This is a genomic window from Mesorhizobium sp. WSM4842 (assembly GCF_055901575.1).
In genome coordinates, this window is sequence record NZ_CM148372.1 from 6,666,802 (window position 1) to 6,680,410 (window position 13,609).

Below are 13,609 nucleotides of genomic sequence, written 5' to 3' on the forward strand. Positions count from 1 at the left end.
GTCACCGCGCCAAGACGACAGGCTCGGACCTGGGATCACAACGCATCGAGGTAGATATGCGAAGACAGCCTTGACGACAAAGTCCCCATGTGAGCGGGGGTGGGCGGCGAGTTGCGACCGCAAGGGCCGCCGTCCAGGCTGACCGCATCCGAAGGACCGGAACGAAGAGAGGGACCCGAAGCCAGAGCGAAGGTTGCGGGATGCCGCGGCGGCCTAGAAGGGCGTGCCGCCTACCCCGCCCCGCCGGGAAAGGCCCAACAGAGAAGAGCTGCGCGGGTCTTTCGACCCGCGCCAGGGCGGGAGCCCGAATGGGTGAGAGGCCTGAGCTTGCCGAAGAAAGCGGGGCTGGTCCGCCGGCAGCCGGTGCACGCCGCGACGCGCGCCGGCGCCAGCTATGACCACAGGCTCAACAGAATCTCGCACGGGTCGGCGTCAAGCGCTTCAGTTACGTCGAGAAACTCAATGATATCGAGACGCCGCTCTCCACCCTCATACTTGGCCACGAAGGATTGCGGCCGGCGAAGTTTCTCAGCCACCTGGGCCTGGGTCATGCCTTTGGCCTTGCGCAGCAATATCAGCTGGTCCAGAAACCACTGGTGGCGGGGAGATCGAAGAGATTTGGGCATGTAGGCGAACCGGTCGGGTAAAAACCGGCTCAGCCACTAATCCCGGTTCCGGATTATCCCATTTTGGGATATGCTGTCTTGAATCCAGTGATCAACATGTGAGGTTCGCGGCAGACATGAATAGGCCAACGGGAACAGATGGGACTGAAAACTCGCCACTGCGCGACGAAGTCCCCTGGTCAGACAGCATCACAAATTACGACAGGCAGCATTCCACCATTTACCTGCACATCCTCGACGCCTGCGCCGACAATGCCAGCGTAGAGGAAATGGCCGAACTCATTCTCGGCATCGACCCCGTCCTTGAACCGGCACGCGCCCGCAAGGCTGTTCGCAGCCATATCGACCGAGCGAACTGTTCGCCGGCTGACGCACGGCTGGATTGTCACGTTTTCAGGCAAGAAACTCACGACAGTCCCCATTCCTGAGCGCACGGCCGGAGAGACGCGCCGAATGCGGTCGCTGAGGTGATCGCCAGGATCCATCCAGTTCGCGTGGATCCGACTTCTCCGATCAGCACTTCAGCGATCTCGCGATGTGAAGGTCCGGCGAGCGATCCGTCGATGCCCCGAAGAACGACGTTCAATCGGGGGCCACGTTTTTTCGGCTGAACAAGCGGGCAGGCAATTCGCCGTAAGCACAATGGGCATTAAGGCACTCGAGCGCCCACAGGCGACTCTTCAACCCCGCCGCGCACGTGAAGCTAACTTGTCATTGATCCGAAAAACCCGAACGGGCCAGGCGCCCAATTGCCTGCCTGGTGGTCGTCACCCAAGCTTCCGGTCAGCGTTGCCCAGATGAAAGGCGGCCGTGCGCTGCGTGATCCCAGGATGCAGCCGATCTCCCAATCGCTACCGCCGACCTACACCACGCGGTGGGACACGACCTCTCACCGCCCATGTCGTCTCAGCCTATGTTTCGAATAATCCGGTTCCCGTCGGTGAACTGCCTGGGCTTATCGGCCAGATCCACATCGCATTGACAGGCACTGCTGGTGGTGCCGCACCAGAAAAGCCGGAAGCTCTCAAGCCTGCCGTACCGATCAGAAAATCGGTTACACCCGATTACATTGTCAGCCTTGAGGACGGTAAGAAGTTCAAGTCGCTCAAGCGTCACCTGACTACCCACTATGGCCTCACGCCCGACGAATATCGCGCGAAATGGGGGCTGCCGGCGGACTATCCCATGGTGGCGCCGAACTACGCTGCGGCGCGCTCGGCATTGGCCAAGACCATGGGTCTGGGCCGCAAACCGAAAGAACCGGGAGCGCCGGCACCTGCTAAGCGTGCCCGCAAGAAAGCCGCAGCCTGACCGCACTTTTTCAGGATCGACCAAGCGGATGCGGCATCATTTCGCACTCGCGATATGAAATTTGTGCATTGCAATAGCTGCGGCTATCGGTATGACCATGGTGTCGGCCATCTACTCCTCCCAGATGTGGTGCCGACGCTGAATGGGGCGCACCTTCTCCCGCGTCTCATTCGAAATAGAGCCCGCTGCCATCTCCTCCCGGCAGCGGGCTTTTTCTTTGTTTGAGGCGCGATTTCGGTCCAAGGCCAACGCATTTGGCTCTAAGCGAGGCGAATGCTCCGAACTTCCAGGCCTTTCTTGCCCTGCCCGCATTGGACAAACACCTTCTGACCCTCCATCAGCATGCTGAGTCCTGAGCGGGTCAGCGCGGTGGCATGAACGAAGATGGCCTTCTCACCGTTTTCAGGAGCAATGAAGCCGAAGCCCTTTTGGGGATTGTACCACTTAACGGTGCCCTCGCTCTCCAACTGGGAACTCGTCCCGGCGGTGGACTCCCCAGCGCAATGCGTATGACTCACAGCGATGCTGCGCAGTGGCAAGCATCCGGCGCGCAAGCTCAAGCGGGCCCAGATCCTGCTGGCTGCCGACGCCGGCCAGAGGGACGAGACCATTGCGACGACGGTGGTGGTCGGCGGCTCCACGGTCTACCGCACCAAGCGCCGCTTCGTGCAGACAGGCCTGGAGGCGGCGCTCAGCGAAGAGCCACGTCCCGGGGCGGAGCGCAAGTTGACGGGCAAGGAGGAAGCCTTGCTGGTGGCCACCGCCTGCTCCAGTCCGCCGCCCGGCCGGGCCCGCTGGACACTGGAGCTGCTGGCGGACGCGTTCGTCAAGTTGACCGAGCATGAACAGCTGTCGCGCGAGACGGTGCGCCGTCGCTTGGCCGAGAACGACCTCAAGCCGTGGCGCAAGGACATGTGGTGCATTCCCAAGATCGACGCCGAGTATGTCGCGCGCATGGAGGATGTGCTCGACCTCTACGCCGAGGCGCCAGATCCACGGCGGCCGGTCGTGTGCTTCGACGAAAGCCCCACCCAACTCATCGGCGAAGTGCGCCAGCCGATCCCGGCCGCGCCGGGAAGGATGCGCGCTACGACTACGAGTACAGGCGCAACGGCACTGCCAATCTGTTCGTCTTCCTCGACGCTCACCGACCCTGGCGCAAGGTGAAAGTCACCGAGCGGCGCGCCGCCGCCGATTTTGCCCACTGTATGCGCGATCTCGCCGATGTCCATTATCCCGAGGCCGCCTGCATCCGCGTGGTCCTGGACAATCTGTCCACCCACTCGCCCGCCGCGCTCTATGGCCCTGCCGCCATCAGAGGCGCGACGCATCCTGCGACGGCTGGAGTTCCACTACACGCCCAAGCATGCCAGCTGGCTCAACATGGTCGAGATCGAGATCGGCGTCCTGCGCAGTCAGTGCCTCCACCGCCGCATCGAAAGTCGCGACAGCCTCGTTGCCGAGGTCGCCGCTTGGGAAAACCAGCGAAATAACAGCGGCGCCCGCATCAACTGGATGTTCTCAACTGAACAGGCCCGCCTCAAATTGGCCAAAGCCTATCCAGTGCCAACCGCCAAAGAGTCATAATCACTGTGCAGAGCCACTAGTACCTTTTCACAGTGATGTTGACTGGTTGATTTCCAGCCATTCGAGAATGGGCAGGCGTGGCGGAGGGACAAGGATCTCGATGCTTCTTGGAACGCGGGGTTGACGGCGAATGAGGCCGTTGCGTTCGAGGGTGACGATCATCTGATGGACCGACGGCGGACTGACCTGGAAATGGCGTTGGATGTCGGCTTCGGCGGGCGAGCACCGAAACATGTACGAATAGGTGTAGATGAAGGCCAGGTACTGACCCTGCTTTTCGGTGAAGCCCTTGTCGGCGGGCCGCTGTGCAGCGTCTGATTTTTGACTCATCTTTGGATTCGTCCGGTGCCTCCGACGAGGAGGCCGCAATGAACATACGTTATCGAGTGGAACTGAGCCAAGCCGAACGCGACGAGTTGAACACCATGCTGAAGGGAGGCAGGCATGCTGCCCGTAAGCTCAAGCGAGCCCAAATCCTGCTTGCCGCGAATGCCGGAAGCAGCGACGAGGAGATTGCCCGGGTGGCGGCGGTGGGCGGCTCGACCGTCTATCGCACCAAGCGCCGTTTTGTGGAGGGCAATCTGGAATACGCAATGAGCGAACTGCCGCGTCCGGGGGCCGAGCGCAAGCTGACCGGCAAGGAGGAAGCCTTGCTGGTGGCGACGGCGTGCGCGAACCCGCCTGCGGGCCGACGCCGCTGGACGCTGGAACTGCTTGCCGACGCCATGGTCAAGCTGACCGATCACGATAGTCTGTCGCACGAGACGGTGCGCCGCCGGCTGGCCGAGAACCAGCTCAAGCCGTGGCGCAGGGACATGTGGTGCATTCCCCAGATCAACGGCGAGTATGTGGCACGCATGGAAGACGTGCTCGATCTCTATGCCGAAGCGCCCGATCCAAAGCGCCCGGTAGTCTGCTTCGACGAGACCCCGGTGCAGCTCATCGGCGAGGTTCGTCAGCCCATCCCCGCCGAGCCCGGCCAGCTGGAGCGCTACGACTATGAGTACCGCCGCAATGGCACCGTCAATCTGTTCGTCTTTCTTGACGTGAACCGGCCTTCGAAGGGTCAAGGTCACCGCGCGGCGCACCGCACGAGATTATGCCCACTGCATGCGCGACCTCGTCGATGTCCATTATTCCGACGCAAGCTGCATTCGCGTCGTGCAGGACAATTTGTCGACCCACACGGCGGGCGCCCTCTACGAAGCCTTCCCGCCGGCCGAAGCCCGCCGCATCCTGCGCCGTCTGGAATTCCACTACACGCCCAAGCACGCCAGTTGGCTCAACATGGTCGAGATCGAGATCGGCGTCCTCAACGGCCAGTGCCTGGATCGACGTATCGACAATGCCGAGCGTCTCACCAGCGAGATCGCCGCATGGGAGCGCCAGCGAAACGCTGCCGGAGCTCGTATCGATTGGATGTTCACAACCGACAAGGCCCGAGCCAAAATGGGTCGGGCCTATCCGCAAGTGGTCAAAGAGTCAGAACCACTGTGAAAAGGTACTAGTTGGCAAACAGTCAGGCCGGCATGCGCGCAAAGGCCCAGGATCCGAAGGCGATCAAGATGTGCTGCTGTCATTAGGCGATCGACAAGTATCATCATTGGTCAGCACGACGCCAAATAGAAGACCGAATCCTCGTCCTGATGGCTTTGTCATTTCGCGCTCTTCGCAAATGCTGTTCGGCGGCGGAACATAAAACGACACCAGATTTCTGCGCCACTGAACTCGAAAGCTGTGGGGCACGTACCATTGACAGCGATTTGCGGTCGCAAAGATTCCATGAATTTCTTTGAAGGCTCTGTTGCGAGGCCTAAACAAGAACGCAACGAGATTGGCGAGGTGCTGGTAAGACGGCAGGCTGGCGAACTGCTTGGCCAAGAGAGAGGCGACCGGCGCCACCTTTTTCCCAGGCGACAGTGCTAACCTGCTGGTGCACCTGATCCGCCATTTACTTGATTTCGCAAAGCCGTCGTGCCGACGCTCAGCGCCATCTGCCGGGGCGCGGACGCCAAGCCGGCATGAAGGCTCTGGAGGGCTTCGAGGCCGGCGACTGGGCCGGCGATACCCGGCGATCGCTCAGAGCTGGCGGCGCGACTGGCAGCAAGTCGTGCCGTTCTTCGCCTATCCGAGTGTGCGCAGCATCATTTACACGACGGATGCGGTCGAAATGTCCGCGGCGCGTCGGCGCCATTTCCAAATAGCGCTTAATCCTGGTCAGTCAGGTCGCACCAGATCGATGTGGCTGACACGGAGGGCTTGTGCCAGTTCATAAAGCGTGACGATGGTGGGGTTCCTTTTACCCTTCTCCAGCCCGCTGATGTACTGCTGGCTGAAGCCGGCGATCTCGGCAAGCTGCTCCTGCGTCAGGCCGGCGTTCTCCCTGATCCTGCGTGCATTTCGTCCGACCAGCTTGCGCATCTCCATGCGCGAAGGTCAGCGGATCACGGGCCTTAAGTTTATCAACTATAATATGTAATCCACATTGTCATCGATTTGCCGAACCACCTGCCGCCGGGCAGCAAATCCAGGGATGCGATTTTGATGACGTTGATCGCTCAAGCCAAGCACAGCACGAGCTATCGGTCACGCAAGCGACGCACATGTGCGAGAACCTCGCAAGGGTCGATTTCGAGCGCTTCCGCTACGTCGAGGAACTCAATGAGGTCCATGCGACGTTCACCGCCCTCATACTTGGCCACGAAAGACTGCGGGCAGCGAAGCGCTTCGGCAACCTTGGCCTGGGTTAAGCCCTTGTTCTTGCGCGCCGCTATCAGCTGTTCCAGCAGCTGGCGTTGGCGGGGCGATCGAAGGGATCTCGGCATCAGACGATGCTTAAGTCTATTCAGATCGCGGATCGAGCATCGTTGCCGGCTCAACCTCCAGCACCGTAGCGAGCTTCTCGACCATGTCGATGGTAGCAGCATATACACTGCGCTCAAGAGCGCTGATGTAGGTTCGATCAACACCAGCTTCATGTGCCAGCGCCTCCTGCGACAGCTTCTTTTTCTCGCGAAGCCTAAGCAGATTGCGGGCAAAGACGTCTCGGATTCCCATACGCGAGAGGCCACCCTCCTGTTGAGGATTTCACCACGGAGCATACTCTACAAACTTAAGGAGCAATTGGCACGAGCGTCGACTTTGCCCGAACTATCTGCTGTTAGGGATCGCGACTTCCCGGATGCGATCTGACGATGATTATCGCCCAAGGTCAGCGCTGTAGGTCACGCAAGCTGCGCCAGGGAGCAAAGCCGAAAAGTCTAGACCCATGTCGAAGAAAGCGGGCTCAGTTCACTGGCGGCCGGTTGCGCGCCATCAAAATCGATTTCGGCAATCCGGGATGGGCCGGATTGCCTTTGTTACTGCGGCCTAATCAACTCACAAGGATCAACGTCAAGCGCTTTTGCCAGCTGGCCAAGCACACTGACGCTTGCGGAAACCCGAGCACGCTCGATCGAGCCCACATAGCGCATGCTCAGCTCTGCGCGGGCAGCCAATTCTTCCTGCGTCAGGTCCTGATCATGGCGCAAACGACGCATGTTGATCGCCATGACCTCCTTGAGGTCCATGGCAAGAAAGGGACCAGAACCGGAACTATCGTTCTAGGAACGATCGTTCCTATTCGATATAATTAGCCCAACGAGGAGATGTCTTGCCCTATCCAATGACGACAAACCCGAACCGCAGGAGGTCGCGATGAAACCCAAAGTTCAAGACGAAGTCCCTTGGTCGGACCGTCTGACCGCTTACGACAACGAGCACTTCACGATCTATATGAGGCTCCTGGACGCGTCCGCCGACTATGCCAGCGAAGACGAGATGGCGCAGCTCGTCCTCGGCATCGATCCGATGCGAGAACCTGAGCGCGCCCGAATGGCGGTTCGCAGCCATCTCGATCGGGCAAACTGGATGGTTACGACTGGATACAAAGAACTGTTCGCGCGCCGCTGACCGGCTCCAGGTGAGCTATTCCAATTACTTTCAGGCGAGGAAATCCCAATAGCCACGATCTATGAGCATGTGACCGCGCCGGACGGCACGGCGGATGCGATCGCGAAGGTGGTTGCGCGGATCCGTCCAGTCGGCCCTGACGCGTTGTCGGCCCAACAGGGCCATTGCGATTTGGCGGTGCGATGCCCCGCCTAGCGAGCCGTCGAGTGCCCGGAGGACAAAGCGCAGACGGCTGGCGCGCTTCGGGGGGGAACAGCCTGTCGGGAAGTTGTCCAGTCGCGTGAAGAGCATTAAGGCATTCGGGCGCATTCAGGTGCTGCCTCATCCGATCGGGGGGTCAGATCGCGTCGACGGAAAGCCGAACGGGGCACAAAACCTCCGCGCCCTCCACAACCAGTTGTAAATCCCGGTGAGCATTTCGAAGCATGACATGCTGGCGATCGTCCGCCGTGATCACGAGTGCCGCCCGACATGGCAAGGCAACGAGATCAAACGAAAGCGTTTCGGGCGACAATGCCTTTTCCGCAATGACCGGCAGAACATGCGGGCATTGGCGGAAGCACCAGAACACAGCCGCATCATGCCTCAACGAGCTTGCGAAACAGGAGCCCCCACCACGTGGGATCGAGCGACGATCTCACCACTTCTACGTCGCAGCGCCTTTCTGCAAATTCTGCCTGCTCAAGCGCGTGCCTCAAGTCACGCTGGAAGGCCGGATTGCGCCGCAGGAATTCCCAGGCCCAGCCGCGTCGGGTCAGGTAGCGCGTGTAGCGATAGGATTTCTCATCCTGCCAGTCCGGCCCGTCGGCGTCATTACCTATCATAACCATGTCAGGCGCCCCTGCAGAGTACCGGCGCCCACAGCACGGGACCGCCAAGACCGCCATTGTGGCGGACCGCCGCAAGGCTCTCCTCGAAGATATCCAAAAAGCCGGCAACGGCGCGCGTGGTGCCGATTGTCTGGGCTTACCTATCCGGACCAGCGGCCATCCGGCGCGACGCAGGATTCGCTCCATGCGCAAATCCGTAACCGTGACGATATGGGTGAGTTGCCGTGACAAACCGAACTCGATCATGCCAGCGAGAAGTTCATAGGTGGCAACAGCGATACTCCCACTGCCCTTCGGTGCAGACGGTGGGAGATCAAGGGCGAAACGGCTGCTTTCCCAGACACTCGGTTCCTCGGGTGCCGCTCTCCTTTCCAACAGCCTCGAAAAGACATCTCGCAGCATCGTCGGCCCCGTCGAGGGCAGAAGGCGTACGCCGCCCCCGACGCGACCGGCGGAATCGCGCAACACGAGATAGTGCGGTTTCAGGGAATCGAATGAATCGATCTCGAAGCCGCCGGTCGTGCGCACGTTCCAGTCCAGCCGTTCCTTGAAGACGCGGTAGCGCAGGCGGTGCATTTCGTGAAGTTCGTCGGCAAAGGCGCCGTACCAGCCGGGCGCAATAAGCTCAATCATGATGGTCTCCTCGCAGGGTATGACCCTGCCATTGGAGGCGAACCTTCATGCCGCGACTGCCTGTGCATTTGCACAGGTAGATCAAAGAGGGACTCTGTCCCTTAGAGAATTGATGATCGTGAGGAGGCCAGCAGTGTCACTGCCTGATTTTTGGTGCGCACGCCGAGCTTCTTCTTGGCATTGTCCAGATGGAAAGCGGCCGTGCGCTCCTTGATCCCCAAGATACAGCCGATCTCCCAGGCGGACTTGCCCTTCGCCGTCCATTCAAGGCACTCGTACTCACGGGGCGTCAGCAAAACACCATCCACCGCCAGACCACCCGAAAGCTTGCGGCGAACGCCAATGTGAAAGCACGTCGCCACAATCTCGAGCGCCTGTTTATATTGCTCGGCGATGCGCATAAAGGTCGGATCGAGCCTGTCTGCCGCGAAGGTCATCGCAGCGACACCGCCGCGGCGGTCGACAAGTGGAATCGTCAGTCCGCAGCAGATGCCGAATTCGGCAGCCTCATCGAAAAGCTGTTGCTGTCGCTTTGAAATGCCGGCATGGCCGAAACCCGGTCCCCACTGAAAGGGACATTCGCTGCACCTTGCCCATTCTATGACCGGGTCAATCCTTTCATATTGGTGGGCAAGTAGTGCGACGTCCAACCAGAATGATAATTCGATATCAGCCTGGGTTGTGTGACGCCATCAGACACCAGAGACAGATAAGCGAATGCACGAATGTCGAAGGCGCTGGCAGCGTTGGCCAGTGCGTGATGGAAATCGACTTCATCGACGCTCAAAGACAAATGTTCCAGCAAAGTTTTGAAGACGAGCTGCATTTTCTCCTGCGGCTGTTTTCAATTAAACTTGGGACTCTCTGGCTTCCTGGCAGCTACGGCGAGAGGACTCGCCCCCGAGATATTCGACGCTGGAGAAAATTCACCGCGGTGACTACTCCCCGGACTGCGATTGTGGGCGGTTGCCATGGTGTAATAGAAATATCGAAGCTCGATGTGCCATCCGGACATGCAGATGACCTCCTTCTCGAACTCTCGATTGCGGGCGCGCCACAATCACCCTGATTCAGCGGGTCAAAAAAGGCGCCCTGCCGGCGGGGAGGTACACCGGCAGGGCGCGCCGCACAAACGCCCTGGTCGTTGAGCAACAGGACAGCGGCGGCAGAAGTGATTTGGTTATCGCTTGCGATCGAAGTTATCCGAAGCATGCTTAGAATCTGACGGCTTGTAGTTTAGCAGTTTCGGTCGGCTCGGCGAGAAATGCGCTGTCAACCCGTCTTCACCATGGGACACCAATGGGCGACCAGTCCTAACGACAGCCTGACGTCAAAGCGTCTGGCCCGTAGGAAAACATCCCAGAGACCACCCCATTGGTTACCCGGGATGGCGTCGAACCTCCGGCTCGCTCCCGTCGGCGTTCGCATGTTCATATCGCACCCTCGGCCTTCAACGCGTGATAGGTTGTCTCGACAGATTTAGCGGTTGCGTCGACGATTATGTCGATCTCCTTCCGGGTGATAATCAAAGGCGGGGCAAAGCCGAGGATATCGCCGTGCGGCATCGCGCGGCCGATGACACCGTTCTCGAACAGAGCAGCGGCGGCGCGAACGCCGACCTGAAGATCGGATTCAAACGGTATTCTTTGTTTTGGATCTCGCATCAGCTCTACGGCGGAGAGGATTCCGACACCACGAACCTCGCCGGCGATGGGGTGCCCCGCCAGTTCGGCATTCATGCGGGCATGCCAATACGGTCCGACATCGCGGACATGCTCCAGGATATTTTTTTCCTTTAGGAGTCGAATATTGGCGAGCGCGGCCGCAGCGCAAAGCGTGTGACCCGAATATGTCCAGCCATGGCCGAGGGCGCCGTGCTTCTCTGTTCCTTGTTCCAAGACCGACCAGACGCGGTCGCCAATGATTGACCCGGAGATGGGCAGGTAGGCGGAACTCAAACCCTTGGCGATAGTCACGAAGTCGGGCCGCATGCCATAGAGGTGGGAACCGAATTTCTCACCGGTTCGTCCAAACCCGCAGACCACTTCGTCGGCGATCAGAAGGATATCGTGCTTGTCGAGCACGCCTTGGATAGCGGTCCAGTATCCTTTTGGGGGCGGAACGATACCGCCTGTCCCAAGCACCGGCTCTCCAATAAAAGCTGCGACGGTCTCCGGGCCTTCAGCGAGGATAAGGGCTTCAAGTTCATCCGCGCAGCGTTTCGAAAACGCTTGCTCACTTTCGCCGTCATGCGCCTGGCGATAGTGGTGCGGCGTCGTGGTATGGCGTACCAAGTCCAGCGGCAGGTCGAAGAAATTATGGAAGAAGGCCAAGCCTGTCAGGCTGCCGGTGACCAGCCCAGACCCGTGATAGCCGCGATGTCGCGAGATGATCTTCTTCTTTTCGGGGCGGCCGAGAATGTTGTTGTAGTACCAGACCAGCTTGATGTTGGTTTCGTTGGCGTCGGAGCCGGAAAGGCCGAAAAAGACCCTTCGCATGTTCTGACCAAAATACTCGACCACGGCCTCTGCCAAGAGGGCGACCGGCTCTGTTCCTTGACTCGCATAGACGTGGGCGAACGGCAACTCGTGTGCTTGCCTGGCAATGGCCTCGGCAATTTCCGTGCAGCCATATCCCATGTTGACGCAGTAGAGCCCACCGAAACCGTCGAGGCTCTTTCGGCCTTCGGTATCCCAGATATACACGCCTTCCGCACCGGCCATGATCCGATTTGGGTTCTCGCCTCGGCTGTGCTTGGCCAGATGCGTAGACGGATGAAAGACGAAGCTTCGATCCTTCTCTCTGAGTTGCTCAGTTCCCAGATTACTCAACCGCATAGTCCCTCTCCTCGCGATGGATCGGCGGAGGGCACTCGGCCGGCCGCCTCTGTAGTAATTAGCATACCGCAAACGTGGCTTGAGTTTCGCGGGAATGCACGTCTTTAGCCGGCGAATTCGCGGAATCGGGATCAAACGCCGTGGAAAACAAGGTTTGGGTTTGGATTTCACCGGTTCCGTCACGACAAGACTATAATACTTGTCGATTCCCAAGCTTGCCTGCAGGTGTCCCTCCATGAAGTCCTGATAGGCAGCCATCGAAGGAGATGCGACGCGCATGAGATAATTGATCCGCCTGCCGATTGCCCAGCAATCCAGGATTTCCGAATATTCTTGGATCGCACGGTAAAGGACCATCCCTCATGTGACTTTTTGGCAGCCACACTATGGCACCGTGATGCCAGGAGCGGAGGCCGTCCATTCCATCAGATCAGCAGTCCGAGCATGGCGGCGCCTGTCACATCAGCCTTCCAGAGTCTGGACCTGAATTGAGTGCGATGGGCTTCAGCATTGTCGGTCGTGCAAACAACCATTCGCTTGATTGGGGCTGAAGGCATGCGCGAGGCGAGCCAGGTACTCGACGAGAGCGGCATCATTAATGCAGGTGCGGGCGAGAGTCTCGCACAAGCCGGGGCGGCTCTCGAAACCGTGGGCGCGCGGCCTTAGTGGCGGACGAGCGGCACCCAACACGGCGACATGCGCTTCGCTACGGCGGACGCTGGAACATATACTCAAGCCCGGTATGTGTCGCTCAGACCGGTACCGGGCCCAAAATCCGAGAGATTGATGTTGACGAGCTGCGAGAGCAGCGCCTCGAGAGGCCCCTTCCCGACGCCAAAAAATCTCGAAACGCGAGGCAAATGACTGTTGCAAAACATTAATAGCAGCATGAAAACGTTCACAAACATTTCTCTTTTTATATTCTACCATTTGTGCAACATTTGACCGACTCTTCAAGCAATGTATAAGGAGGAACGGCGGATGAATGATGGAAGTTGTAACACAGTTTCCCTATTAGATCTTGAATCATACTTCAGCGACGATTACATTCATTTTGGAGATGTAGTAAATCTACCGGATACTAGTGACCGACAAGCAGGAGTAATTTGGGAGCTCCTCTCTCTTAGACCGGGCATCCCAGTTATTGAACTTGGATGCGGTTATGGGCGGATTACCAACCGTTTGGCGGAAAAAGGAGCACGGGTAGCCGGACTTGATATCTCGCCGATCTTGCTAAAAAAAGCCGAAGCGGATGCTGCTGAACGCGGACTAGCTGTTGAGTATGTTGTGGGCGACATGCGCTCACTTCCCTGGCGAGATCGATTCGACGCGGCTCTTCTGTGGTACACTACGTTTGGCTATTTCGATGATGCGGATAATGAGAGAGTTCTGCTTGAAGCCGCTTCTTCGCTTCGAAAGGGCGGACGTTTGCTAATCGATCAACCCAATCGCTTCGAATTCCTGTGCCACAAGACCCCCATCTGTCACGTTACGCAGCGTAACGACGATGTAAGAATCGATATATATAGCAACGATGTGCTAAGCGACCGCTCGAACCTCGAAAGGATTATCGTCCGCGATGGATGCGTTAGACGAACGCACCTTTCCTTCAGACTGTATGGGTTTTCTGAATATGTTCGTATGTTGCAAGGTGCGGGGTTCGAGACTATTGAAGCTTATGGGCAAGAAGGTGGAACGTTTACACCGGATAGCTCGCGCCTCGTGGTTATGGCATGCAAATAATCAACGGCCCCTAGAGACGCTTTTACGGACAAGCTAGAATTTCCGAGGATAGTGTCCTGAAGGTTCTGCAAAAAGCTCTGGAGAGAGAACA

The 13,609-nt window shown here is 58.6% G+C and carries 16 protein-coding genes and 6 pseudogenes; 9 read left to right on the forward strand and 13 right to left on the reverse strand.

The genetic code is table 11. The features are described from left to right. Positions 1-392: 392 nt before the first annotated feature. On the reverse strand, positions 393-572 hold the full coding sequence (locus tag AC0NIE_RS32235) for a helix-turn-helix domain-containing protein (protein ID WP_473490028.1): 180 nt from the start codon (positions 570-572) through the stop codon (positions 393-395). Between the two features lie 170 nt (positions 573-742). Between AC0NIE_RS32235 and AC0NIE_RS32240 the strand changes: the two genes are divergently transcribed. Both AC0NIE_RS32240 and AC0NIE_RS32245 read left to right on the forward strand, forming a co-directional pair. After that, on the forward strand, positions 743-1,054 hold the full coding sequence (locus AC0NIE_RS32240) for a hypothetical protein (RefSeq protein ID WP_473490029.1): 312 nt from the start codon (positions 743-745) through the stop codon (positions 1,052-1,054). A 391-nt stretch (positions 1,055-1,445) separates the two neighbouring features. Further along, positions 1,446-1,937, forward strand: a complete 492-nt coding sequence (locus AC0NIE_RS32245; protein ID WP_473490032.1) for a Ros/MucR family transcriptional regulator — start codon at positions 1,446-1,448, stop codon at positions 1,935-1,937. 260 nt (positions 1,938-2,197) lie between these two features. On the opposite strand, the gene AC0NIE_RS32250 is transcribed toward AC0NIE_RS32245, so the two are convergent. Continuing rightward, positions 2,198-2,404, reverse strand: a complete 207-nt coding sequence (locus tag AC0NIE_RS32250) for a cold-shock protein (RefSeq protein WP_473490030.1) — start codon at positions 2,402-2,404, stop codon at positions 2,198-2,200. A gap of 55 nt (positions 2,405-2,459) precedes the next feature. On the opposite strand from AC0NIE_RS32250, the pseudogene AC0NIE_RS32255 reads away from it, so the two are divergent. Beyond that, a pseudogene (locus AC0NIE_RS32255) lies at positions 2,460-3,524 on the forward strand (IS630 family transposase). Between the two features lie 27 nt (positions 3,525-3,551). On the opposite strand, the gene AC0NIE_RS32260 reads toward AC0NIE_RS32255, so the two are convergent. Further along, a complete protein-coding gene (locus AC0NIE_RS32260; protein WP_473490060.1) occupies positions 3,552-3,854 on the reverse strand; it encodes a LexA family protein in 303 nt (100 codons plus the stop codon). Between the two features lie 38 nt (positions 3,855-3,892). Between AC0NIE_RS32260 and AC0NIE_RS32265 the strand changes: the two genes are divergently transcribed. Continuing rightward, a protein-coding gene (locus AC0NIE_RS32265) for an IS630 family transposase (protein WP_474045156.1) occupies positions 3,893-5,021 on the forward strand; the annotation gives its coding sequence in 2 pieces (ribosomal slippage) (positions 3,893-4,584 and positions 4,583-5,021; 1,131 coding nt in all). Positions 5,022-5,454: 433 nt separating this feature from the next. Then, a pseudogene (locus tag AC0NIE_RS32270) lies at positions 5,455-5,715 on the forward strand (transposase); the annotation flags it as partial. Positions 5,716-5,741: 26 nt separating this feature from the next. Here AC0NIE_RS32270 and AC0NIE_RS32275 read toward each other — a convergent pair. From AC0NIE_RS32275 to AC0NIE_RS32290, 4 genes are all read right to left on the reverse strand, one after another. Further along, entirely contained in the window at positions 5,742-5,951 is a 210-nt protein-coding gene (locus tag AC0NIE_RS32275) for a helix-turn-helix transcriptional regulator (protein ID WP_473489965.1), read from the reverse strand. 152 nt (positions 5,952-6,103) lie between these two features. Next, positions 6,104-6,451 (reverse strand): helix-turn-helix domain-containing protein, encoded by a 348-nt coding sequence (locus AC0NIE_RS32280; protein ID WP_474045159.1) that lies wholly within the window; start codon positions 6,449-6,451, stop codon positions 6,104-6,106. Continuing rightward, a complete protein-coding gene (locus AC0NIE_RS32285; RefSeq protein ID WP_473489963.1) occupies positions 6,366-6,581 on the reverse strand; it encodes a helix-turn-helix domain-containing protein in 216 nt (71 codons plus the stop codon). Before AC0NIE_RS32285 ends, AC0NIE_RS32280 begins: the two co-directional genes overlap by 86 nt. Before the next feature lie 302 nt (positions 6,582-6,883). Then, positions 6,884-7,093: a helix-turn-helix domain-containing protein gene (locus AC0NIE_RS32290; protein WP_010913773.1), complete on the reverse strand. Its 210-nt coding sequence runs from the start codon at positions 7,091-7,093 to the stop codon at positions 6,884-6,886. 127 nt (positions 7,094-7,220) lie between these two features. Here AC0NIE_RS32290 and AC0NIE_RS32295 point away from each other — a divergent pair, with 127 nt between their 5' ends. Beyond that, positions 7,221-7,475, forward strand: coding sequence for a DNA -binding domain-containing protein (locus tag AC0NIE_RS32295; protein WP_473489962.1), 255 nt, complete (start codon positions 7,221-7,223; stop codon positions 7,473-7,475). Positions 7,476-7,505: 30 nt separating this feature from the next. Here the strand turns inward: AC0NIE_RS32295 and AC0NIE_RS32300 are convergent, their stop codons facing one another. From AC0NIE_RS32300 to AC0NIE_RS32315, 4 genes and pseudogenes are all read right to left on the reverse strand, one after another. Then, positions 7,506-7,784, reverse strand: coding sequence for a DNA -binding domain-containing protein (locus tag AC0NIE_RS32300; protein ID WP_474045161.1), 279 nt, complete (start codon positions 7,782-7,784; stop codon positions 7,506-7,508). Between the two features lie 269 nt (positions 7,785-8,053). Continuing rightward, positions 8,054-8,362, reverse strand: a complete 309-nt coding sequence (locus AC0NIE_RS32305; protein ID WP_474045163.1) for a transcriptional regulator domain-containing protein — start codon at positions 8,360-8,362, stop codon at positions 8,054-8,056. Continuing rightward, positions 8,307-8,938 (reverse strand): annotated as a pseudogene (locus tag AC0NIE_RS32310) (acyl-homoserine-lactone synthase). Before AC0NIE_RS32310 ends, AC0NIE_RS32305 begins: the two are co-directional and overlap by 56 nt. 101 nt (positions 8,939-9,039) lie before the next feature. Continuing rightward, a pseudogene (locus AC0NIE_RS32315) lies at positions 9,040-9,764 on the reverse strand (helix-turn-helix transcriptional regulator). On the opposite strand from AC0NIE_RS32315, the gene AC0NIE_RS32320 reads away from it, so the two are divergent. Then, the gene (locus tag AC0NIE_RS32320) at positions 9,699-10,007 is read left to right on the forward strand and encodes a hypothetical protein (protein ID WP_473489970.1); all 309 of its coding nucleotides are present in this window, start codon (positions 9,699-9,701) and stop codon (positions 10,005-10,007) included. The pseudogene AC0NIE_RS32315 and the gene AC0NIE_RS32320 sit on opposite strands and share 66 nt — an antisense overlap. A gap of 361 nt (positions 10,008-10,368) precedes the next feature. Here AC0NIE_RS32320 and AC0NIE_RS32325 read toward each other — a convergent pair whose 3' ends face one another. Together AC0NIE_RS32325 and AC0NIE_RS32330 are read right to left on the reverse strand one after the other, a co-directional pair. Then, on the reverse strand, positions 10,369-11,775 hold the full coding sequence (locus tag AC0NIE_RS32325) for an aminotransferase (protein ID WP_473489967.1): 1,407 nt from the start codon (positions 11,773-11,775) through the stop codon (positions 10,369-10,371). A gap of 186 nt (positions 11,776-11,961) precedes the next feature. Beyond that, positions 11,962-12,132 (reverse strand): annotated as a pseudogene (locus AC0NIE_RS32330) (Lrp/AsnC ligand binding domain-containing protein); the annotation flags it as partial. Between the two features lie 77 nt (positions 12,133-12,209). On the opposite strand from AC0NIE_RS32330, the pseudogene AC0NIE_RS32335 reads away from it, so the two are divergent. Both AC0NIE_RS32335 and AC0NIE_RS32340 read left to right on the forward strand, forming a co-directional pair. Further along, a pseudogene (locus tag AC0NIE_RS32335) lies at positions 12,210-12,435 on the forward strand (CapA family protein); the annotation flags it as partial. A gap of 321 nt (positions 12,436-12,756) precedes the next feature. After that, entirely contained in the window at positions 12,757-13,518 is a 762-nt protein-coding gene (locus AC0NIE_RS32340; RefSeq protein ID WP_473489961.1) for a class I SAM-dependent methyltransferase, read from the forward strand. Positions 13,519-13,609 lie beyond the last annotated feature (91 nt).